The following is a 20,939-nucleotide window of genomic DNA, read 5'->3' on the forward strand; positions in this document are numbered from 1 at the left end:
CGGGCTCAAATGGCGCGTTTTTCCACTTAACCACAGGCGCATCCCCAGGTGTTGTCCACAATTGTGGACAACAGGATGATGAAATCCGGCAAAAGGGCGGACACTCGGGAGCAGGAGCTCATCGAAATCCTGAACTACACCCGTGTAAGTTACCAACAGTGTGGATAACCCCTGTGGATAACTTCGGCGCCGTCGTCATGGGCCTGAGCCGGACCACAGGCTCCTCGCACGCCGGGACGCACGCAGCAAGTGAACGGGCAGCGCGATGCGGAGGCCTCACCAGGCACAGAAAAGACCCCGGTGTCCGTTGGGACACCGGGGTCTAAGTGGTCTGTTGGAGCTGGGCCTGAGGACCCGGACGGTCAACCGGCCGTGACGCGGAGCCAGCTTGCCAGGGCCAGCAGGAGAACCACTCCGGCCAGTCCGGCGGCGTGCAGCAGGCGCTGCCGCGGGCCCCGGGGTGCGTACGCAATGACGGCAGCGCACAGGGCTCCTGTGACGAGCCCGCCCAGGTGGGCCTGCCAGGCGATCTGGGGGACCACAAATCCGATCACGCCGTTGATGGCGATCAGGATCCACAGCTGCCGCGTATCCCCGCCGCGGTGTCGCTGTACCAGCAGCATCGCCCCGAAGAGTCCAAAGATCGCCCCCGAGGCGCCCACCACTCCGGCAAGAGGCACGCCAGGCACGTAGCCGGGGGTCAGCAAGAGATAGCCGACAGACCCTCCGATGGCAGAGATGAGATACAACGCCAGGAAGCGGACCCGGCCCAGAAGCGGTTCGAGTGCCTGGCCGAAAATCCACAGCATGTACATGTTCAGCACAATGTGGAGGATGAATCCCTGGGAGTGCAGGAACGCCGCCGTCAGCATCCGCCACGGTTCGAACTCACCGAATTCGGGAGTGGCAAAAACATTCGCGAACGCCAGGTTCTGGTAGATCCACTCACCGGGGACCACCCATTGCAGAACGTACATCACCGCGCACAGGGCGATGATTCCAAACGTCACTATGGGTTTGCCGGTTGCCACGGCGCCGCCGTAGACAGTCTTGACCGCCGGCGTCGTGCGCTTTGTTTCGTTGACGCAGTCAACACACTGGAATCCGACGGCGGCCGCCCGCTGGCAATCCGGGCACGCTGGGCGGCCGCAGCGCTGGCAGCGCACATAGGAGGGCCGGTCCGGGTGCCTGGGGCACACCGGAACCTGCGCGGACGGCTCGGCCGCCGGAATTCCGTAGCTCATGTGATGGGTTAGAGCTGTTCGATGTCGATGCTGTTGATGGTGACGTCTTCAACCGGGCGGTCGCCCATTCCGGTGCGGACGCCCTCGATGGCGTCGACGACCTTCTTGGAGTCCTCGTCAGCAACCTCACCGAAAATGCTGTGCTTGCCCTGCAGCCAGTCGGTGGGGATGGTGGTGATGAAGAACTGCGAACCGTTGGTGCCCTTGCCCGCCCGGATGCCGGCGTTGGCCATGGCCAGTTTGTAGGGGGCGTTGAAGCTGAGTTCGGGGTGGATTTCGTCGTCGAACTTGTAGCCGGGTCCGCCCACGCCGCGGCCCAGCGGATCGCCGGCCTGGATCATGAAGTCCTTGATGATGCGGTGGAAGATGGTGCCGTCATACAGCGGCGTGCCCGTCTTGTCCTCACCGGTCTCCGGGTGGGTCCAGGCCTGCTCCCCGGTGGCCAGGCCAACGAAGTTCTTGACCGTCTTCGGCGCATGGTTGCCGAAGAGATTAACGACGATGTCGCCGAGGCTCGTGTGGATGGTTGCTTTTGCAGTTGCGATTGCAGTCATGCCGCCTATTCTTTCACGGCAGGTCAACGTGGAAGGGGCTGGACCGGCAGTTCCGCGCTGGGTGAAATCAGGTGTAAATCCGCGGGAAGAATAGCCCGTGCAGGTCAAGGCACGTAGGCTAACAACAGAACCGTCACATTAATCGGGAGGTAGTTGTGAAGAAATCGGATCGTATTGCCCGTGACCTTGAACAGTCAGTCAACAGCGCAGTTGAGAGCGCCAAGGACTGGGCATCCCCCCGCGTGGAAGCAGCAGTGGATTGGGCAGTTCCCCGCCTGCAGCATGGCCTGGACACCGCATCTCCCAAAATCCAGGAGGGGCTCAAGACCGCGGCCCACAACCTTGCCGACGGCGTCGCAACAGTGACGCCGCGCATCCAGGAGGGGCTCGCCCAGCTCGCCCCGAAAATCCACGACGCCGTTGAGGTCGCCACTCCGCGCCTGTACGAAGCGCTGGACAAGGCCACTCCCGTTATCCAGAACGCCCGGGACCGTGTGGTGGTGGAATACCTGCCGCGCCTTTCGGACCAGATCGGCCACGCGTCCGACGCCGTGCACCGCACCTTGGAAAGCGCGCCGTCCCACGTGGACGCCGTCGCCCAGCGGCTTGCCGATTCCGGCGTCGTGCATTCCCTCCAGGAGCAGGCACAGACGGCCGGCACGCAGCTCAAGGCCGCCGCGCACGAAGCCGGTAAGGCCGTAGGGGTCCAGATCGCCCAGCCGCAGAAGCCCAAGAAGCGCGGCTGGCTGGTGTTCGGCATCATCGCCGCAGCCGTCGCCGCCGGCGTCGCCGCCTGGAAGGCCTCCAAGCCCGTGGAAGACCCGTGGAAGACCCCTTCTCCGGTCACCCCTACTCCGGCGCCGGTGCCTGCCACCACCGTCAACGACGCCAAGGACACGGCCGTGGACGCAGCCAGCAAGGCTGCAGCCGCCACCGGTTCAGCCGCTGACGCCGCGGCCGGCCAGGCAGAGGATGTTGCCGCGGACGCCGAGGACGCGGCCGAGAAGGCCAAGCACGTCGCCGATGAATCGGCAGACGCAGCAGCCAAGGCGTCCACCGATGCCAAGACCGCCATCAAGAACATTGCGGCCAACATGAACGGTTCCGCGGACAAGAGCAGCAACTAGCACTTCCGGCGCCCTCGCGGCGCACACTGAAGGGGCTCCGCCTGGTGCGGGGCCCCTTCAGTGTTTTCCCAGTGTTTGTCCGGGCTGGACCCAGTCGCTGGCGGGACGAACCCTGATCGGTGCTAAATTTGAACTGATGTCAGCCGATAAACCCTCTGGGGACGCCTTGAACGACGCAGCACAGCTGCCACTCGTGTCCATTGTCATCCCGGCTTACAACGAGGAAAGTGTCATCCGGCAGTGTCTCATCGCTGCGGTGTACCAGTCGGTGCCGGCCCACGAAATCATCGTGGTGGACAACCTCTCCACTGACCGCACCGCCGCCATCGTGGCGCAGATGCAGCTGGAGTATCCGGAAAGTCCCATCATCCTGCTCAGCCAAGACCGGGACCAGGGCCTGATTCCCACCCGAAATTTTGGCCTCAACCATGCCACCGGCGACGTCCTGGGTCGCATTGACGCCGACTCCGTTGTCGAGCCGGACTGGGTGGAGCAGGTCCAGAAGGCGTTTCTTGATCCGTCAGTCCAGGCAGCCACCGGACCCGTGGTCTACTACGACATGCCGATGCGGCGATTCGGGCTCAAGGCAGACGACAAGATGCGTCAGCTGATGCTCAAGCTCGCCAAGCACCAGTACCACTTCCTGTTCGGCTCCAACATGGCCCTGCGGGCTACGGCATGGGAAACCATCCGGGACGAAACCTGCCGGGACGAGAAGGACGAGATGCACGAGGACATCGACCTCTCCCTGCACCTCGCCGACCACGAACTCAAGGTTCAGTACTGGCCCCAGATGGTGTCCGGGATGTCCGCCCGCCGGCTCGAGGATTCACCGCGGGACTACCGGTATTACGTGACCCGCTTCGACCGCACGTACAAGGCGCACAACGTCAAGAAAATGGCCCTCAAGGCACCCATGGTGGTGTTCTTCTCGGTCTACTTCCCGGCGAAGCTCCTGCGGGCCATCCACACGGTCAACACCGCCCAGTCTGTCCGCCGCGGCGGACAATAGGCCCGGTTTCCGGCTGTTGCGGGGCCTCAGTCCGTTCCGAGTTCAGCCAGACGGTCCGACGGCGGTTCATCCCCACGCGCGACGGAACCTTCGCGCCGTTTCCTGAAGCCTGACCGCTGTCCCAGAACCACGACGGCGAGGCCCACGAGGATGAGCCCCAGCCCGCCGTAGGTGCCTGCGGGCAGTGTCTCGTGCAGGAAGACCGCGGCCAGCACGGCTGCGCCGGGGATCTCCAGCAGGATGATCATCGACACCAGCAGCGGGCTCATGGTGGCCAGCAGGTGATTGAAGGCTGTGTGGCCCACCAGTTGGGCACACACGGTGATGGCCAGGATCCCCACCCAGCCAACGGCGTCGAACCCCACCAGCGGCTGGCCGCTGAAGAGCGCCAGCACCGCCACAAAGGCAGCGCACATCCCGTAGCAGAGCGTGGTGTAGGTTCCCGTGGTCATGGTCTGGCGGGCCTTGCCGCCGGCGAGCGTGTAGAGGCCGGCCAGGGCCCCACCGGCGACAGCCAGCAGGTCACCCAGGAGCGCGTCCGGCGAGGATCCCATGTCGAACCCGGTGATGGTGACAACACCACCAAAGGCGATCCCCAGCCCTGCCAGCACCTGCCAGCGGTGCCTGGTGCCACGAAGGAGCTGGAAGACCGCGATCCAGGCCGACTGCAGGCAGACCAGGGCGGTGGCGGCAGCCACGGACGTCAGCTGGAGGGATGTGATGAAGCAGGCAAAGTGCAGGGCCAGGGCGACGGCGGCGAGCAGCGACCAGCGGAACTCAGGGCCGGTGATCCGGCCGAACTGCCGGGGTTCGCGGACCACGGTGGGAGTGGCCATGACGGCGGCCCCGATGGCGTTGCGCCAGAAGGCGATGGCGAGGGCACTGACGGTGGTGGCGCCGAGGGTTGCGGCGATCAACGGCCCGGACGACGCCACACCAAGGACGCCCACGGCCGCAATAAGAAAGTTCACCGTTCAACCCTACTGTTCTGGATTAACACTGTGCCGCCTTAACGACAAAGTCCCGGACAGCTTTTCAGCTGTCCGGGACTTTCCTTATGGTGGAGGCACGGGGACTCGAACCCCGAACCCCCTGCTTGCAAAGCAGGTGCGCTACCAATTGCGCCATGCCCCCATAAGAAGCAACCCGTCAATCATACCCTAGAACCGTGGAGCCTTTTGCAAGCTCCCGGTCCGGGAATCCGGCCTATTCGACCTTGTCGGTCGACTGGCTCCAGACTGTTTTCCGGGCCTCGGATTCCTGTGCTTTCCTGTAGAGCAGGACGCCTGCGATCGCAGCTGCTAGTACCAGCAACTTCTTCACATGCTCCCCGTTCCGATCCTGCCTACCGTGAAGCAAACCGAATCTTCCTTCGAACCTGCACAGGTTCCGTGGGCGTACCAGGACTTGAACCTGGGACCTCTTCGTTATCAGCGAAGCGCTCTAACCGCCTGAGCTATACGCCCCGATGCCTCATCGGGCCGAGACATGACTTTACAGCACATCCCGGCCCGATCTCAAATCGAGGCATTTCGCCGGAGAAATTCCGGTGAAATTATGGGTTTTCAGTCGTCCGTGAGGGTGACGCCGATGCCGCCAACAAGCGTTGCGGAGATGTTGTAAAGCACCGCTGACAGCATGGACAGCGCCGTCAGCAGGACAACGTTCACCACGGCGATAATCGTGGCAAAGGAAGCCACCTGGCCCAGGGATGCGACCTTCTTCAGTTCGAACCCGCCGCCTTCGGAGCCTGACAGGGTACCCAAGAGGCTGTCCACCTGGTCAAAGATTCCGGTAAGGTCCAGGACAGTCCAGAGGACGATTGCGGCCACGACGGTGACGATTCCCAGCGCCACCGACAGCAGGAACGCCATCTTCAGGACGGACCAGGGATCCACCTTGCTGACCAGCAGCCGTGCACGCCTGACCTTGGCCTTGGGTGCAGGCTTGACCAGGCCGGGCTGGGCCTGCGGAGACCGGCCCTGCACTGGGCGCTGGCTGGCCTGTGCTGCCGCCTGCCTGCCCTGGCCGGCACGCTGGCCCGTCTGGCCTGCCGGAACCCGATCCTGCGCAGGGCGCTGGCCGGGAACGGCCGGCCGCTGCCCCGGCGCGCCCGCAGGGGCCGGTGGGCGCTGCTGCGGACGGACGGGGGCGTTCACCCGGGGTGCGGCCGCGGGCGGCGGCGTTCCGCCGGGGACATTGCTGCTCGGCTTGGGATATGAGTCGGGATTACTCACTCGTTACCTCCGGTGTAGTCTTCGTTCGGCTCAGCGTCGCCGGAGGCGTCCTCTGACTCAACAGCCGGTGATGTTTCTGCCGTTGTTGCTGACCCTGCGGATCCCTCGGGGGACCCGGCCTCTTCAGCCAACGTTACGTCATCGTCCACGGATTCTTCGCCCTCGAGGCCGCGTTCGCTGTTCCTGGCCACCTCAATGATGCGGTCATTCTTGTCCGGCTTCGCGAAGATAACACCCATGGTGTCGCGGCCCTTGGCAGGTACGCCGGCCACGGATGAACGGACAACCTTGCCGCCTTCCATGACCACCAGAACCTCGTCTTCTTCCTGGACAATCAGGGCGCCCACAAGGTGGCCCCGTTCCTCCTGGTACTTGCCCACCTTGATGCCCAGGCCGCCGCGGCCCTGCAGGCGGTATTCCTCCACCGCGGTGCGCTTGGCGTACCCGCCTTCGGTGACCACAAAGACGAACGAACCGTCCGTGACGACGTCGGCCGCCAGCAGTTCATCGTCCTCGCGGAACTTCATGCCGGTGACACCGGACGTGGCCCGGCCCATGGGACGCAGGGCATCGTCCGTGGCGGTGAAGCGGATGGACTGGCCCATGCGGGACACCAGCATGAGGTCATCCGTTTCGGAGACCAGCTGGGCGGAAACCAGCTCGTCCTCGTCACGCAGGTTGATCGCGATGACGCCGGCGGAGCGGTTGGTGTCGTAGTCCTCCAGTCGGGTCTTCTTGACCAGGCCGCGCTTGGTGGCCAGCACCAGGTAAGGGGCCTGCTGGTAGTCCCTGATGTCCAGGACCTGGGCGATGTGCTCGTCCGGCTGGAAGGCCATCAGGTTGGCGACGTGCTGGCCCTTGGCATCACGGCCGGCCTCCACCAGTTCGTACGCCTTCGCCCGGTAGACCCGGCCGAGGTTGGTGAAGAAGAGCAGCCAGTGGTGGGTGGTAGTCACGAAGAAGTGCTCCACCACGTCGTCGCCGCGGAGCTGGGCGCCCTTGATGCCCTTGCCGCCGCGCTGCTGCGACCGGTAGTTGTCGCTGCGCGTGCGCTTGACGTAACCGCCGCGGGTAATGGTGACAACCATTTCCTCTTCGGGGATCAGGTCCTCCATGGACATGTCGCCGTCGAAGCCCATCAGGATCTTGGTGCGGCGGTCATCGCCGTGCTTGGCCACGATCTCGCCCAGCTCGGTGCTGATGATTTCGCGCTGGCGTTCCTCGGAGGCAAGGATCGAGTTGTACTCGGCGATCAGGGCCTCAAGTTCGGAATGGCGGTCCTGGATCTTCTGGCGTTCCAGGGCCGCCAGGCGGCGCAGCTGCATGTCCAGGATGGCCCGGGCCTGCAGTTCGTCGATGTCCAGCAGCTGCATCAGTCCGTCACGCGCGGCTTCGGTGGTGTTGGACGCACGGATGAGCGCAATGACTTCGTCCAGCGCGTCCAGTGCCTTCAGGAGGGCACGCAGGATGTGCGCCTCTTCCTCGGCTTTGCGCAGGCGGTACCGGGTACGGCGCGCAATGACGTCCAGCTGGTGCGTTACCCAATGGCGGATGAAGGCGTCCAGGCTCAGCGTGCGCGGCACCCCGTCCACGATGGCCAGCATGTTGGCGGAGAAGTTGCTCTGCAGGTCGGTGTGCTTGTACAGGTTGTTCAGCACCACCTTGGCCACGGCGTCGCGCTTGAGCACAATGACCAGCCGCTGGCCGGTGCGGCCGGAGGTCTCGTCGCGGAGGTCCGCAATGCCGGAGATCTTCCCGTCCTTGACCAGTTCGGCGATCTTGATGGCCAGGTTGTCCGGGTTGGCCTGGTAGGGCAGTTCGGTGACAACCAGGCACGTACGGCCCTGGAGTTCCTCGACGTTGACCACGGCGCGCATGGTCACGGAGCCGCGGCCCGTCCGGTACGCGTCCTCAATGCCCCTGTGACCGAGAATGGTCGCGCCGGTGGGGAAATCGGGTCCTTTAATACGGAGCAGCAGCTCTTCGAGCAGTTCCTCGCGGCTGGCCGTCGGATTTGCCAGGTACCACTGGACGCCGTCAGCTACTTCGCGGAGGTTGTGCGGCGGAATGTTGGTGGCCATGCCCACGGCAATGCCGGAGGAGCCGTTGACCAGCAGGTTGGGGAAACGCGCCGGCAGGATGGTGGGTTCCTGGTTCTTGCCGTCGTAGTTGTCCTGGAAGTCGACGGTTTCCTCGTCGATGTCCCGGACCATCTCCATGGCCAGCTGGGACATTTTCGTTTCGGTGTACCGCGGGGCGGCGGCACCGTCATTGCCCGGCGAACCGAAGTTGCCCTGGCCCAGGGCCAGCGGGTAGCGCATGGTCCAGTCCTGGATCAGGCGGACCAGCGCATCATAGATCGCGGTGTCGCCGTGGGGGTGGTACTGGCCCATGACCTCGCCCACCACACGGGCGCACTTGTTGAAGGACCGTTCCGGCCGGTAACCGCCGTCGAACATTGCGTACAGCACGCGGCGGTGCACGGGCTTGAGGCCATCGCGCACGTCGGGAAGGGCACGGCCCACAATAACGGCCATGGCGTAGTCCAGGTACGAGCGCTGCATTTCCGTCTGCAGGTCCACCTGCTCCACGCGGTCAACCAGCACGTCGCCTTCAAGAACGGTTTCCGGAAGATCGGCGGATTCCGCCGGGTTCTCGGGTGTCTCGTCACTCATCGTTTATATTTTCCGTTTCAGGTATATGTCGGACTTGGAATATCTACTCGGTGAACCGGTCAGATATCCAGGAACCTGACGTCCTTGGCGTTCTGCTGGATGAAGTTTCGGCGGGACTCCACGTCTTCGCCCATCAGTGTGGAGAAGGTCTGGTCCGCTGCCAGGGCATCGTCCATGGTGACCTGCAGGAGGGTCCGGTGGTCCGGGTCCATGGTGGTGTCCCACAGCTCGGTATAGTCCATCTCGCCCAGGCCCTTGTAGCGCTGGATGCCGTTGTCCTTCGGAATACGGCGGCCGGCGGCCTGCCCGGACAGGAGCTTGGCATCGCGCTGCTTGTCGCTGAAGACGTAGTCGTGCGGCGCGTTGGACCACTTGATCCGGTACAGCGGGGGCTGCGCCAGGTACACGTAGCCGTTTTCGATCAGCGGGCGCATGTAGCGGAACAGCAGCGTCATGAGCAGCGTGGTGATGTGCTGGCCGTCAACGTCGGCATCGGCCATCAGCACGATCTTGTGGTACCGGAGCTTGCTGAGGTCGAAGTCCTCGCCGATGCCGGTGCCGAACGCGGTGATCATGGACTGGACCTCGGTGTTGCCCAGGGCCTTGTCCAGCCGGGCCCGCTCCACGTTCAGGATCTTGCCGCGCAGCGGCAGGATGGCCTGGGTTTCAGGGTTGCGGCCTCGCTTGGCGGAACCGCCGGCGGAGTCGCCCTCCACGATGTACACCTCGCAGCGGGCGGGGTCCTTCGAGGAACAGTCGGACAGCTTGCCGGGCATCCCGAAGGATTCCAGCGGGCTCTTGCGGCGCGCATTGTCACGGGCCTTCCGGGCGGCCATCCGGGCCTGGGCCGCGGAAATGGCCTTGCGGATGACATCGCGGGCGGGGCCGGGGTTGCGTTCCAGCCAGTCGCCCAGGCCGTCGGTGACCACGCGCTGGACGAAGCCCTTGACCTCGGAGTTGCCGAGCTTGGTTTTGGTCTGGCCCTCGAACTGCGGTTCGGCCAGCTTCACCGAGATGACCGCCGTGAGGCCTTCACGGATATCGTCACCGGTGAGGTTGTCGTCCTTTTCCTTGATGATGCTCTTCTCCCGCGCGTAGCGGTTGATGAGGGAGGTCATCGCCGCGCGGAAACCCTCTTCGTGGGTGCCGCCCTCGTGGGTGTTGATGGTGTTGGCGTAGGTGTGGACGCTCTCGGAATACGCGTTGGTCCACTGCATCGCCATTTCCAGCGCGATGTGCCGTTCCGTGTCCTCGGTTTCGAAGGAAATGACGTCCTCGTGGACAACATCAACCTTTTTGCCCGAGTTCAGGTGCTTCACATAGTCCAGCAGGCCGTCGTCGTACTGGTACACCACGGTGCGGTGCTCAGCGGTGACTTCGCCTTCTGTGACCACGACGTCAAGGTTGAGGTCCTCATTGGCGTCCGCGTTCGATGCTGCTGTGCGCTCGTCCGTGAGCGTGATCCGCAGGCCCTTGTTCAGGAAGGCCATCTGCTGGAAGCGGGCGCGGAGCGTCTCGAAATCAAATTCCGTGGATTCGAAGATTCCCGCGTCCGGGTAGAAGGTCTGGGTGGTGCCGGTGGTGGCGCTTTCTTCGCCCTTGACCAGCCCGCCCTGGGGCTTGCCGCCGTCGGCGAAGGACATCCGCCAGACGTTGCCCTGCCGCCGGACTTCAGTGTCCACCCTGCTGGAGAGCGCGTTCACCACGGAGATACCCACGCCATGGAGGCCGCCCGAGACTGCGTAACCGCCGCCGCCGAACTTGCCGCCCGCGTGCAGGATGGTCATAACCACTTCAACGGTGGGCTTGTGCTCGGTGGGATGCATGTCCACGGGGATGCCGCGGCCATCATCAACAACCTTTACGCCGCCGTCGGCCTGCAGGACTATTTCGATGTGCGTGCAGTACCCGGCCAGCGCCTCGTCAACAGAGTTGTCCACCACTTCATAGACCAGGTGGTGTAGGCCGCGCGGCCCGGTGGAGCCGATATACATGCCCGGGCGTTTCCGGACGGCTTCGAGGCCCTCAAGTACGGTGATGTCGCTTGCGCCGTATTCCCGGGGTGTCACGGCCTCCGCCGGCGTATCGGGGGTAGGTACGTCCTCCGTTGCGCGGTCCACTGCCTGGGTATCTGTATTGTCGTTAGCCACAGGTGCTGTCGACTCCTCTTTTTCGATGATGGCCGGCGTCGGCCTTCCAGGGAAAGCATCCGCCAACAGGCACAAGCTGATGGCACTGACGGATACGTCGACGTGCAGGACCGAAGTCCGCCTGCGGAGAGCGTGCGGAAAACGGACTCAGTCAACGTTTCACCGGCGCCCAGTTATCTGCTGCGATTCTATCGTGAAATGCGCTGCAAACCCGCATTCCGGCGGGCGTCGCGGGACCTTGATGTGCCGATGCGAGGCCATTGACCCCGCCTAGGGCGCCCTCGAGGTCCCATCTCCGGGTTCCTATACGCCCCAAGGGCGTTAGCCCGCCCTACACGCCGCCGGACGAATATTCAAGAGTCGACGGCGGCGGCTAACCGTAGGTATCGCGCGGCCCGCGGCCGTTGACGGTGCGTCCGCCCTTGCGCCAGCTGGGTGCTGACGGGCCGAGCACCTGGATGCTGGTGACCACGCCATCGCCCAGTTCCGTGCGGAACTTCTCCAGCAGGCTGTTGCTCAGCAGCCGCAGCTGCGTGGACCAGGCCGTCGAGTCGCAGCGCACGTGAAGGGTGGTATCGGTGAAGCTCTCCGGGGTGCAGTGCGCAGAGATCTCCGGACCAACCAGCGTGGCCCACTCTGCCATGACCGATCCCACCGCTACCGGCGAGCTCCAGCCGCGTTCGGCCACGAGGCGTCCCACCACTTTGCCAAGCCCCAGCGGATCACGGCCGGTGGAATGGAACTGGCTGAAACCGCGGGTATCCCGGATCCCACCCTTTGTCTTGGCGGCGCCGGCCTTGGGGGGTGCCTTCCGGCGGATTTCGCCGCGTGCGGCCGCGGCCTCACGCATGCGGTTCAGCGCAGCCTGCGGCGCGTCGATGTTGTCAGGATCCCGGCCGGGCTGCAGCCCGCCCTTTTCATCCTTATTCATTGATTCCTCCCGGGATGACCTTCACCCGCCGGCCGGAGAGTTCCTCCGGGATATCGGCGTCAACGGCGGCGGTCACCAGGACCTGTTCCGCGCCGGAGACTATTGCCGCCAGTTTACGCCGGCGCCCCACATCCAGCTCGGCGAAAACGTCGTCGAGGATGAGGATCGGTGCAGACCCACCGGTCCTCGCGTCATCGAGCATTACGTAGTAGGAGGCGAGCCGGAGGGAGAGGCACAGCGACCAGGTTTCGCCGTGCGAGGCGTACCCCTTGGCGGGCGCTTCGCCGAGGATCAGTTCGAGCTCATCCCGGTGCGGCCCCACCAAGGAGATTCCGCGTTCAAGTTCCTTGCGGCGAGAGGCTGCAAAGGCCTGGACATAGCGGCCGGTGAGGTCCTCAACGGTGAGGTCCCGCAGATCTTCGGCAGCGGCGGACCCATCCGTCAACGAACCGCCACCGGCACCCGCTGCCGCGCCGCCGTCGTCGTCGTCCAACAGGTTTTGGAGGGTGGACCGGTAGACGGCGTTGGCGTCCTTGGACCCATCCGTGAGCTGCGCATACGCCTTGGCCAGGTGCGGGTTCAACAGTTCCACCAGTTCCAGCCGCGCGTGCAGCAGCTCGGCGCCCGCCCGGGCCATGTGCTGGTCCCAGACATCGAGGGTGGCCTCGTGCCCGGCAGTGAATTTTCCGGCCCGGGCGGATTTGAGCAGGGCGTTGCGCTGCTTCAGGACACGGTCATAGTCCGTGCGGGTCGCCGAGTGCCGGGGCATGAGGCTGACCAGTAGCTCGTCGAGGAACCGGCGGCGGTTGGACGGATCGCCCTTGACGAGCGCCAGGTCCTCAGGGGCGAAAAGCACTGTCTGGCAGATCCCCAGGAGATCCCTGGCACGGACGGGATTACTGCGGTTGATCCGCCCCCTGTTGGCGCGGCTGGCGTTGATCTCAAGTTCCAGGACCGTGGTCTGGCCGCCGCGGACCAGGCGGGCCCGGACCAGCGCGCGGTCCGTGCCGAACCGGAGCAGCGGGGCGTCGGAGCTGACCCGGTGCGAGCTGAGGGTAGCGAGGTACCCGATGGCCTCCATGAGGTTGGTTTTGCCGATGCCGTTTGCTCCGACGAGCACGGTGACCCCCGGTTCGAGGGGAAGGTCAACCTGGGCGTAGCTGCGGAAGTCAGTGAGCGATAGGTGTTCTAGGTACACGCGGTGTTCGACAATTCTCGGAACCCGCAGGTCCCGGGGTGGATGTTACTTGGCGGGACGGGTGGCATGCCCGCCGAACTGGTGGCGCAGCGCGGAAACCATCTTCATCGCGGGCGAGTTTTCCTCGCGCGAGGAGAAGCGCGCGAAGAGTGCAGCCGTGATGGCCGGTGCCGGGACAGCGTTGGCAATGGCTTCCTCAACGGTCCAGCGGCCTTCGCCCGAGTCTTCGACATAGTCATCGATGGATTCCAGTCCCGGGTCCTCGTCCAGCGCCTTGACCATCAGGTCCAGCAACCAGGACCGGACCACGGTGCCCTTCTGCCAGGCGCGGAACGTACCGGGCAGGTCGTCAACAATGTCCTTGGCGGCCAGCAGTTCGTAGCCTTCGGCATAAGCCTGCATCAGGCCGTACTCGATGCCGTTGTGGACCATCTTGGCGTAGTGTCCGGCACCGATTCCGCCGACGTGGACAAAGCTGTCCGCCCGCTCGCCTTCGGGACGGAGCACATCAAAAACCGGCAGTGCCCGCTCAATATCGGCGGCGTCGCCGCCAGCCATGAGCCCGTACCCGTTCTGGAGGCCCCACACTCCGCCGGAAACACCGCAGTCGGCGAAACGGATCCCCTTCTCAGCCAGCGCGGCACCATGTTTCTGGTCCTCGGTGAAGCGGGAGTTGCCGCCGTCGATCACCAGGTCGCCGGCGTTGAGCTTGTCCCCGAGTTCGGTGACGACGGCATCGGTGATGTCGCCTGACGGGACCATGACCCAGATCAGCCGTGGGGCCGGAACGGCCGCAATGAGCTCATCCACGGAGGCAACATCGGTGACCTCGGGGTTGCGGTCAAAACCGGTGACCTCAATGCCGCCCTTGCGCAGGCGTTCGCGCATGTTGAAACCCATCTTGCCAAGGCCGATCAGTCCAATATGCACGTGGGTCTCTTTTCTGCGCGGGGTTGGCTGTTGCTGAACGGTCAGCCCAACTAGGTCGCACTAAGTGTCGTTATGAGCGCCCATAACGACGTTTTCTGCTACCTAGTTGGGAAGGCGGACGGGCATGACCAGGTAACGGTAGTCGTCCTGGTCCTCACCGTCGGCGTCTGCCTGGGCCGTGATCATCGCGGGTTTCGGCGCGGTGGTGAAGGAGAACCTGACGTACTTCGTTTCGATGACGCTCAGGCCCTCCACCAGGTAGTGCGGGTTGAAGGCGACGGTGATGTCGTCACCGGAGAGCTGGGCTTCGAGTTCTTCGGAGGCCTGGGCATCTTCGCCGGTGCCGGCGTCCAGGTGCAGCAGTCCTTCGGTGAAGGCGAGGCGTACCGGTGTGTTGCGTTCGGCCACCAGCGACACGCGGCGGACGGCTTCCACAAGTTCCTGGGTCTGGACAGTTGCGTGGATGGGGGTGGAATCCGGGAACAGCGAGCGGATCTTGGGGTAGTCGCCATCCACGAGCAGTGACGTGGTGGTGCGGCCGCCGCTTTCGAAACCGATCAGGCGGCTGTCATCGTCAGCAAGGGCGAGATTGATGTCGCCGCTGTTGCCAAGGGTCTTAGCCACTTCGTTGAGGGTTTTTGCCTTGACCAGCGCACTGGTGGAAATTCCCGGTGTGGTGGGCTTCCACGGCACTTCGCGCATGGCTAGACGGTAGCGGTCGGTGGCCAGAAGCGTGATGAGGTCATCCTCGATTTCCATCCGGACGCCGGTCAGGATGGGGAGGGTGTCATCTTTGCTGGCCGCAATGATGACTTGGGACACGGCCTGCGCAAACGCGTCACCCGGGACGGTGCCGCTGATGGCCGGCAACGCAGGCAGCGGCGGATATTCGGCCTCGGGCATGGTGGCCAGGTGGAAGCTGCTGCGTCGGCAGGTCAGCGTCACTTTGTTGCCGTCGGTCTCCACTAGCACCGGAGCGGAAGGAAGGCTGCGGCAAATGTCCGCGAGGAGGCGTCCGGAAACGAGGATGGTTCCCTCGGCGGTGATGTCCGCGGGGATTTCCAGCCGTGCGGAGGTCTCGTAGTCAAAGCTCGAGAGGCTGACCGTACCGGCCTCAGCTTTCAGCAGCAGGCCCGACAGTACTGGAACCGGCGGCCGCGGAGACAACGACCGGGCTGTCCAGGTGACGGCTTCTGCCAGGACGTCCCGTTCGACTCTGAACTTCACGGAAGGGTGCCGCCTTTCATTGCTGCTGCCTTGTCTGAACCGGAAACTCCCACAGGGAGCCCAAAAGTAGTGGCGCCCCAACAACGGAGCCTGCATGGTTCATCGAGTGCTGAACCACAAAGAAACCCGAGGATGGGAGCGCTGCTGACAGCTTAGCCGGAAGACGGCTGATTAACCCATCCCCGGTCAGGACGCCTGGGGTCCGGAGGCCCTTGGGCCTGGGCCGGTTCGGGGTGGGGATCGAGATTGTTATTTGAGGGAAATCAATTTCTTGGGATTAGTAGTGTTAATAACTGCTGTGGATACTGTGGATAACTCGATCCGGCCGCAGGATCCAGCGGTTAAGCCCTGTTCATGGATTGTGGGTGACGCAGGTTTTAAACAGGCTGTGGATGGGGATAACAATTTTTGGGTTTTCGCGGATCCACAGGCGGCTTAAGGGTTTTAAGCCCATTAAGCTCGGTTGTCCCCTTAAGTATCCACAGGGTTATCCACATGCACCTGTTAATAAGGTATAGAGGCGACGGCTTAGGAGTTGCGCTGCTGCTGCTTGATCCTGTTGGTGAGTTCGGTGACCTGGTTGTAGATCACACGACGCTCAGCCATCAGCTCACGGATTTTGCGGTCCGCGTGGATCACCGTGGTGTGGTCGCGGCCGCCGAGTTCCTGGCCGATCTTCGGCAGGGACATGTCCGTGAGCTCGCGGCAGAGGTACATGGCGATCTGCCGGGCGGTCACCAGCGTGCGGGTCCGGGACTTGCTGCAGAGTTCCTCCATAGTGAGCTTGAAGTACTCCGCCGTCTGGATCAGGATCTGGCTCGACGTGATTTCCTGGGCGCCGTCATCCGTGATGAGGTCCTTCAGAACCATCTCAGCCAACGCAACATCGACCGGCTGCCGGTTCAGGCTGGCGAATGCCGTCACCCGGATCAGTGCGCCTTCGAGTTCGCGGATATTACTGGAGATCTTGGAAGCGATGTATTCCAGGGCATCGTCCGGGGCGGAGAGGCCTTCGCTGAGAGCCTTCTTCCGCAGGATGGCGATGCGGGTCTCAAGCTCGGGCGGCTGGATGTCGGTGAGGAGGCCCCACTCGAAGCGGGACTTCATCCGGTCCTCGAAACCTGCCAGTTGCTTGGGCGGCAGATCCGAGGTGATGACCACCTGCTTGTTGTTGTTGTGCAGGGAGTTGAACGTGTGGAAGAACTCCTCCAGCGTCCGGTCCTTGCCTGCCAGGAACTGGATGTCATCGATTAGCAGCACGTCCACGTTGCGGTACGTGGTCTTGAAGCTGGCGCCCTCGTCATCGCGGATGGAGTTGATGAAGTCGTTGGTGAACTCTTCGGAGTTCACGTACCGGACCCGGATTCCGCTGTACAGGCGGCGGGCATAGTGGCCGATCGCGTGCAGGAGGTGGGTCTTGCCCAGCCCGGAATCACCGTAGATGAACAGCGGGTTGTAGGCCTTGGCGGGCGCTTCGGCCACGGCCACGGCAGCTGCATGGGCAAAGCGGTTGGACGAGCCGATCACGAACGTATCGAAGACGTACTTGGGGTTCAGACGGCCGAATTCGTGGGAAGTGCTCGGCAGCATCGGCTGCGGCTTCTGTTCGATCAGCTGGTCCGCGGAGTAGGAAGGCTCGACGACGGGTTCCGGCTCAACGTGGATGGGCACCAGGTCCGTGTCCACGTCGATCGCGCAGCGGATGTCTTCGGAGAAAACGTTGTGCAAGGCGTCGTCCAGGGCGTCCTTGACCTGGGTCTGAAGGACTTCACGGGTCAGTTCGTTGGGAACGGCCACCAGGAGTGTGGAACCGATCAGGCCCTGGGCCTGCGCCAGGATGACAAAGCCCCGCTGCCGTGGTGAAACGCGGTCGTCCTGCTCGAGCAGGCTCACAACTCGACGCCAGGAACTTCCGACAGTATTGGCGTGGTTGGCTTCGTCTACTGTCATCAATTAGTTCCTCAAAACTTGCGTGCCTGCATTACGTGCAGCCCCAAGTCCCGAACCAGGATGCTGGTTCAGCTTCATCCACAGGGTTATGCACAGTCCGTGGATAATCGGCTACTGAGCCACTCTAGGGGAACAAAAGGCCAGAAGATAGCTGGGAAGTAGCTTGTGGATAATTACACCGTTGTGGTTCGAAAACAGGCCCTGTGAGCCGCTTCATCCACAGGCTGTGGGGCCAGGTTAACCACAGCCGGGGACAGGGACCCAGGGGTACCCCGGTTTGACTCTGGCAGGCATTTTGCCCTAACGTTGTGAAGTCCTTTGTGTACGCTTTTTGGCCCCTTCTGAATCTCTCTGACGCACCGCGTTGGAGCAGCCGGGGGAAGCGTGCATATACAAAACTTAGCGTCGGCCAGTTCTTCCCCTTTTACTGATCGGGTGGGCGCACCTTTGATCCACTGGAGTAACTAACGTGAGCAAGCGGACTTTTCAGCCGAATAACCGCCGTCGAGCCAAGAAGCACGGCTTCCGCCTTCGTATGCGTACCCGTGCCGGCCGTGCCATCCTGGCAGCCCGTCGTGGCAAGGGCCGCACCGAACTGTCGGCCTAGATAACTGACTCGTCGGTTTAACTTTTCTTTGCGAGTTTAAAGGTGCTGGCCACCCGTAACCGTTTGAGGACTGCAACCGATTTTTCAACAACTGTACGTTCCGGTGTCCGCAATGGACGCCGGAACGTAGTGTTATATGCGGCAGCTATTGCTGCCGACGAACCCAGCCGGATCGGGTTCATCGTTTCCAAAGGTGTCGGGAACGCTGTGGTCAGGAACCTCGTTAAGAGGAGACTGAGAGAAGCCGGTGCTGCCTCGCTGCGCGAGTACGGTACCGGGTTCGCCATAGTGGTCCGGGCGCTGCCTGCGTCCGCTGCCGCCAGCTGGGATCAACTGCTGGCGGACTACAACGCCGCACTGGAATCAACCATGAGCCGGTTGGGCAGCCGCCTTCCGCGGGCTGCTGTAAACGGTTCAACCGGTACAACACAGGAAGGGACACAGCGTGCGTAAGGTAACTGCCGCCGTCGTCCACTACCTTCATCCTGTTGCTGCCGCCGTGGGCACCTTCCTCTGGAACCTGCCCAGAAACATTCTTATTCTGCTGCTGATGGCCTACCGCAAGGTGATTTCTCCCTTGTATGGCCAGGTCTGCCGTTTCTTTCCTTCCTGCTCGGCGTACGCCCTTGAGGCGATCACTGTCCACGGGGCGGTGAAGGGCAGCTGGCTTGCGGCCCGTCGCCTTGTGCGCTGCCATCCGTGGAATGCCGGCGGTGTGGACCATGTCCCCGCCGGCCACCGCCACTGGCCCGATCACCGGACCCCCACAATTGTTGTGCTGAACAACCCGGACAAGTACCTGGCTGCTCAGACTGATGGAGAAGGCCGCCTTGCGGCCTGACGAATAGGGATATCGTATGGACTTCTTTGAAACAATCATGTTTCCGTTCAAGTGGCTGGTTTCCATCATCATGGTGGGCTTCCACGAGGGCCTGAGCAGCATCGGGCTGCCTGAGGCTTCGGGCTGGACGTGGACGCTGTCCATCATCGGGCTGGTGCTGGTGATCCGTGCCGCCCTGATCCCCGTATTCGTCAAGCAGATCAAGGCGCAGCGTGGCATGCAGCTGCTGCAGCCGGACCTGAAGAAACTCCAGGACAAGTACAAAGGCAAGACCGACCAGCTCTCCCGCCAGGCAATGGCGCAGGAACAGATGGCCATGTACAAGAAGCACGGGACCAACCCGTTCTCTGCCTGCTTGCCGATGCTGATCCAGATGCCGTTCTTCTTCGCGCTCTTCCAGGTTCTGTCCGGCATCACAGCGGCCCGAACCAAGGGCGCCGGCATCGGTGCCATGAGCCACGAGCAAGTGGTGCAGTTCGACGATTCCAGCATCTTCGGGGCTACGCTTTCCGCTTCCCTGTTGCATGGCGGCGCCGGCAACCAGACCGCCGTGTGGATCCTGTCGATCGTGATGATCCTGGCCATGACAGCGTCGCAGTTCATCACGCAGAAGCAGATCATGGCCAAGAACATGTCTGAAGAGGCCATGGCCAGCCCGTTCATGCGGCAGCAGAAGATGATGCTCTACATCCTGCCCGTCGTGTTCGGTGTGGGTGGCATCAACTTCCCCATCGGTGTCCTCATCTACTGGACCACCACCAACCTCTGGACCATGGCGCAGCAGTTCTTCGTCATCCGCCGCATGCCGACGCCGGGATCCCCCGCCGCCAAGGCACTCGCCGAGCGCCGGGCTGCCAAGGGCCTGCCGGTCCTGCCCATTCTGGGCGGGAAGAAGGCCGACGCCGAAGCGGAGGCAGCTGCCGCAGCTGCGATCATCGAGCAAAAGGGACAGCGCGTCCAGCCCCAGCGTAAGAACAGGAAGAAGAAGTAATGTCAGCCGAGAGCACCGAACACGCCCTTTCCGACGAGATCATTGACGATCAGGACGAATCAGCGACTGACGCCGATGCTTCCCCCAAGGGATCCGCTGCCAGCCGCCTCGAAGAGGAAGGCGACGTTGCTGCCGATTACCTCGAGGAGCTCCTGGATATCGCGGACATCGACGGTGACATCGACATCGAAGTCCGGAACGGCCGCACTTACATTTCCATCGTTGCCGAGGAAGAAACCGATAGCCTCGACAGCCTCGTCGGCGAAGACGGCGAAGTCCTGGAAGCCCTTCAGGAACTGACCCGGCTCGCTGTCCTCTCCGCGACGGAGAACCGCTCTCGCCTGGTGCTGGACATCAACGGCTACCGTGAGCAGCGCGCCGGCCACCTCCAGAAGATTGCGGAGGATGCAGCAGCTTCGGTCAAGGAGTCCGGCAAAGCCGTGGCACTGGAGCCGATGAGTGCGTACGAACGCAAAATCGTTCATGACGCCGTCGCTGACCTGGGACTCGTCAGCGAGTCCGAGGGCGAAGGCGCCGGGCGCCACATCGTAGTATCCGCAGACTAGAGAATGCTGAACCGCTAATCATGGTTGACATCACGGCAGCAGAATTGCTGGCGGCCGAGAAGATTTTCGGTGACCGCCTGGACCTGGCCAAACGCTACGTGGAGCACCTGGCCACGTCGGGAACCGAACGCGGGCTGATCGGGCCGCGTGAGATCCCACGGTTGTGGAGCCGGCACGTCCTTAACTGTGCCGTTATCGAAAGCGAGATCGCGCACGGCAGCCATGTTGCCGATGTCGGAAGCGGAGCCGGACTTCCCGGACTTTGCCTCGCCATCGCGCGTCCGGACCTCCAGCTGACACTGATCGAGCCGCTGGAACGCCGGGTGATCTGGCTCCAGGAAGTGGTGGACGATCTCGGCCTGACAAATGTCACGGTGATGCGGACCCGGGCGGAGCTTGCGGTTGGCATGGTGGACGCTGATGTTGTGACTGCCCGGGCTGTTTCCGCGCTGAGCAACCTCGCCGGCCTGACCATCCCCTTGCTCGCCGGCAAGGGCGAGGTTGTGGCCATTAAGGGACGCAGCGCAGGCGAGGAAATCGAAAAAGCAGCGAAGGTCATCCGGAAACTCGGTGGCGTCCAGACCTCTGTAGTGACTGTCGGTGAAAACCTCCTGGAGGAACCCACCACGGTGGTACGGATCGTCGTTAACAAGTCCCGAAAGATCTCCTAGTCCTGGCCCGGTAGCCTTGGTCTGCAGG

At 63.1% G+C, this 20,939-nt stretch carries 20 protein-coding genes and 2 tRNA genes; 8 read left to right on the top strand and 14 right to left on the bottom strand.

From position 1 onward, the window contains the following. Nucleotides 1-362: 362 nt before the first annotated feature. A complete protein-coding gene (locus tag CXR02_RS01290; RefSeq protein ID WP_104060334.1) occupies nucleotides 363-1,244 on the bottom strand; it encodes a rhomboid family intramembrane serine protease in 882 nt (293 codons plus the stop codon). Nucleotides 1,245-1,252: 8 nt separating this feature from the next. Beyond that, the gene (locus tag CXR02_RS01295) at nucleotides 1,253-1,798 is read right to left on the bottom strand and encodes a peptidylprolyl isomerase (protein WP_104060335.1); all 546 of its coding nucleotides are present in this window, start codon (nucleotides 1,796-1,798) and stop codon (nucleotides 1,253-1,255) included. Between the two features lie 155 nt (nucleotides 1,799-1,953). Between CXR02_RS01295 and CXR02_RS01300 the strand changes: the two genes are divergently transcribed. Continuing rightward, on the top strand, nucleotides 1,954-2,925 hold the full coding sequence (locus CXR02_RS01300) for a hypothetical protein (RefSeq protein WP_104060336.1): 972 nt from the start codon (nucleotides 1,954-1,956) through the stop codon (nucleotides 2,923-2,925). A 136-nt stretch (nucleotides 2,926-3,061) separates the two neighbouring features. Further along, nucleotides 3,062-3,937 carry a glycosyltransferase family 2 protein gene (locus tag CXR02_RS01305; protein ID WP_104060337.1) on the top strand — a complete coding sequence of 292 codons (876 nt, stop codon included), beginning with the start codon at nucleotides 3,062-3,064 and terminating at the stop codon, nucleotides 3,935-3,937. A gap of 26 nt (nucleotides 3,938-3,963) precedes the next feature. On the opposite strand, the gene CXR02_RS01310 is transcribed toward CXR02_RS01305, so the two are convergent. The 12 genes from CXR02_RS01310 to dnaA all read right to left on the bottom strand — a co-directional run bounded on the left by CXR02_RS01310 (nucleotide 3,964) and on the right by dnaA (nucleotide 17,235). Further along, nucleotides 3,964-4,908, bottom strand: a complete 945-nt coding sequence (locus CXR02_RS01310; protein WP_104060338.1) for a DMT family transporter — start codon at nucleotides 4,906-4,908, stop codon at nucleotides 3,964-3,966. A gap of 87 nt (nucleotides 4,909-4,995) precedes the next feature. Next, a tRNA-Ala gene (locus CXR02_RS01315) sits at nucleotides 4,996-5,071 on the bottom strand. A gap of 72 nt (nucleotides 5,072-5,143) precedes the next feature. Then, entirely contained in the window at nucleotides 5,144-5,260 is a 117-nt protein-coding gene (locus tag CXR02_RS22550) for a DLW-39 family protein (protein WP_210412373.1), read from the bottom strand. A gap of 69 nt (nucleotides 5,261-5,329) precedes the next feature. Further along, nucleotides 5,330-5,403, bottom strand: a tRNA-Ile gene (locus tag CXR02_RS01320). Nucleotides 5,404-5,502: 99 nt separating this feature from the next. Next, nucleotides 5,503-6,174 carry a DUF3566 domain-containing protein gene (locus tag CXR02_RS01325; RefSeq protein WP_104060339.1) on the bottom strand — a complete coding sequence of 224 codons (672 nt, stop codon included), beginning with the start codon at nucleotides 6,172-6,174 and terminating at the stop codon, nucleotides 5,503-5,505. Further along, nucleotides 6,171-8,849 (bottom strand): DNA gyrase subunit A, encoded by a 2,679-nt coding sequence (gyrA, locus tag CXR02_RS01330; RefSeq protein ID WP_104060340.1) that lies wholly within the window; start codon nucleotides 8,847-8,849, stop codon nucleotides 6,171-6,173. The genes CXR02_RS01325 and gyrA overlap by 4 nt, the downstream gene beginning before the upstream one ends. A gap of 59 nt (nucleotides 8,850-8,908) precedes the next feature. Beyond that, nucleotides 8,909-10,999, bottom strand: coding sequence for a DNA topoisomerase (ATP-hydrolyzing) subunit B (gyrB, locus tag CXR02_RS01335; RefSeq protein ID WP_104060341.1), 2,091 nt, complete (start codon nucleotides 10,997-10,999; stop codon nucleotides 8,909-8,911). A 373-nt stretch (nucleotides 11,000-11,372) separates the two neighbouring features. Further along, on the bottom strand, nucleotides 11,373-11,930 hold the full coding sequence (locus CXR02_RS01340; protein WP_056342749.1) for a DUF721 domain-containing protein: 558 nt from the start codon (nucleotides 11,928-11,930) through the stop codon (nucleotides 11,373-11,375). After that, a complete protein-coding gene (gene recF / locus CXR02_RS01345) occupies nucleotides 11,923-13,128 on the bottom strand; it encodes a DNA replication/repair protein RecF (RefSeq protein WP_104060342.1) in 1,206 nt (401 codons plus the stop codon). The genes CXR02_RS01340 and recF overlap by 8 nt, the downstream gene beginning before the upstream one ends. A gap of 45 nt (nucleotides 13,129-13,173) precedes the next feature. Then, a complete protein-coding gene (gnd, locus tag CXR02_RS01350; protein WP_104060343.1) occupies nucleotides 13,174-14,058 on the bottom strand; it encodes a phosphogluconate dehydrogenase (NAD(+)-dependent, decarboxylating) in 885 nt (294 codons plus the stop codon). A gap of 102 nt (nucleotides 14,059-14,160) precedes the next feature. Next, nucleotides 14,161-15,285, bottom strand: coding sequence for a DNA polymerase III subunit beta (dnaN, locus tag CXR02_RS01355; RefSeq protein ID WP_056342737.1), 1,125 nt, complete (start codon nucleotides 15,283-15,285; stop codon nucleotides 14,161-14,163). Between the two features lie 528 nt (nucleotides 15,286-15,813). Then, entirely contained in the window at nucleotides 15,814-17,235 is a 1,422-nt protein-coding gene (dnaA, locus tag CXR02_RS01360; protein WP_104060344.1) for a chromosomal replication initiator protein DnaA, read from the bottom strand. Between the two features lie 469 nt (nucleotides 17,236-17,704). On the opposite strand from dnaA, the gene rpmH reads away from it, so the two are divergent. The 6 genes from rpmH to rsmG are packed head-to-tail and all read left to right on the top strand — an operon-like array spanning nucleotide 17,705 to nucleotide 20,911. Further along, nucleotides 17,705-17,842, top strand: coding sequence for a 50S ribosomal protein L34 (gene rpmH, locus CXR02_RS01365; RefSeq protein ID WP_003800212.1), 138 nt, complete (start codon nucleotides 17,705-17,707; stop codon nucleotides 17,840-17,842). A gap of 42 nt (nucleotides 17,843-17,884) precedes the next feature. Then, entirely contained in the window at nucleotides 17,885-18,295 is a 411-nt protein-coding gene (gene rnpA / locus CXR02_RS01370) for a ribonuclease P protein component (protein ID WP_056342732.1), read from the top strand. Continuing rightward, the gene (yidD, locus tag CXR02_RS01375) at nucleotides 18,288-18,683 is read left to right on the top strand and encodes a membrane protein insertion efficiency factor YidD (protein ID WP_104060345.1); all 396 of its coding nucleotides are present in this window, start codon (nucleotides 18,288-18,290) and stop codon (nucleotides 18,681-18,683) included. Before rnpA ends, yidD begins: the two co-directional genes overlap by 8 nt. Nucleotides 18,684-18,699: 16 nt before the next feature. Next, a complete protein-coding gene (yidC, locus tag CXR02_RS01380) occupies nucleotides 18,700-19,674 on the top strand; it encodes a membrane protein insertase YidC (protein ID WP_104060346.1) in 975 nt (324 codons plus the stop codon). Next, nucleotides 19,674-20,240, top strand: a complete 567-nt coding sequence (locus CXR02_RS01385; RefSeq protein ID WP_104060347.1) for a R3H domain-containing nucleic acid-binding protein — start codon at nucleotides 19,674-19,676, stop codon at nucleotides 20,238-20,240. The genes yidC and CXR02_RS01385 overlap by 1 nt, the downstream gene beginning before the upstream one ends. A 20-nt stretch (nucleotides 20,241-20,260) precedes the next feature. Beyond that, nucleotides 20,261-20,911 (top strand): 16S rRNA (guanine(527)-N(7))-methyltransferase RsmG, encoded by a 651-nt coding sequence (gene rsmG / locus CXR02_RS01390; protein WP_104060348.1) that lies wholly within the window; start codon nucleotides 20,261-20,263, stop codon nucleotides 20,909-20,911. Nucleotides 20,912-20,939: the final 28 nt, after the last annotated feature.

The sequence above is a fragment of the Arthrobacter sp. 4R501 genome (assembly GCF_002929755.1).
Classification (GTDB): Bacteria; Actinomycetota; Actinomycetes; order Actinomycetales; family Micrococcaceae; genus Arthrobacter.

Excerpts from the sequence above, each read along its gene's own strand:
- CXR02_RS01340 (WP_056342749.1), bottom strand. The coding sequence starts at position 11,930 with ATGAATAAGGATGAAAAGGGCGGGCTGCAGCCCGGCCGGGATCCTGAC.
- CXR02_RS01290 (WP_104060334.1), bottom strand. The coding sequence starts at position 1,244 with ATGAGCTACGGAATTCCGGCGGCCGAGCCGTCCGCGCAGGTTCCGGTG.
- dnaA (WP_104060344.1), bottom strand. The coding sequence starts at position 17,235 with ATGACAGTAGACGAAGCCAACCACGCCAATACTGTCGGAAGTTCCTGG.
- rsmG (WP_104060348.1), top strand. The coding sequence starts at position 20,261 with ATGGTTGACATCACGGCAGCAGAATTGCTGGCGGCCGAGAAGATTTTC.
- CXR02_RS01305 (WP_104060337.1), top strand. The coding sequence starts at position 3,062 with ATGTCAGCCGATAAACCCTCTGGGGACGCCTTGAACGACGCAGCACAG.
- gyrA (WP_104060340.1), bottom strand. The coding sequence starts at position 8,849 with ATGAGTGACGAGACACCCGAGAACCCGGCGGAATCCGCCGATCTTCCG.
- yidC (WP_104060346.1), top strand. The coding sequence starts at position 18,700 with ATGGACTTCTTTGAAACAATCATGTTTCCGTTCAAGTGGCTGGTTTCC.
- CXR02_RS01385 (WP_104060347.1), top strand. The coding sequence starts at position 19,674 with ATGTCAGCCGAGAGCACCGAACACGCCCTTTCCGACGAGATCATTGAC.
- CXR02_RS01295 (WP_104060335.1), bottom strand. The coding sequence starts at position 1,798 with ATGACTGCAATCGCAACTGCAAAAGCAACCATCCACACGAGCCTCGGC.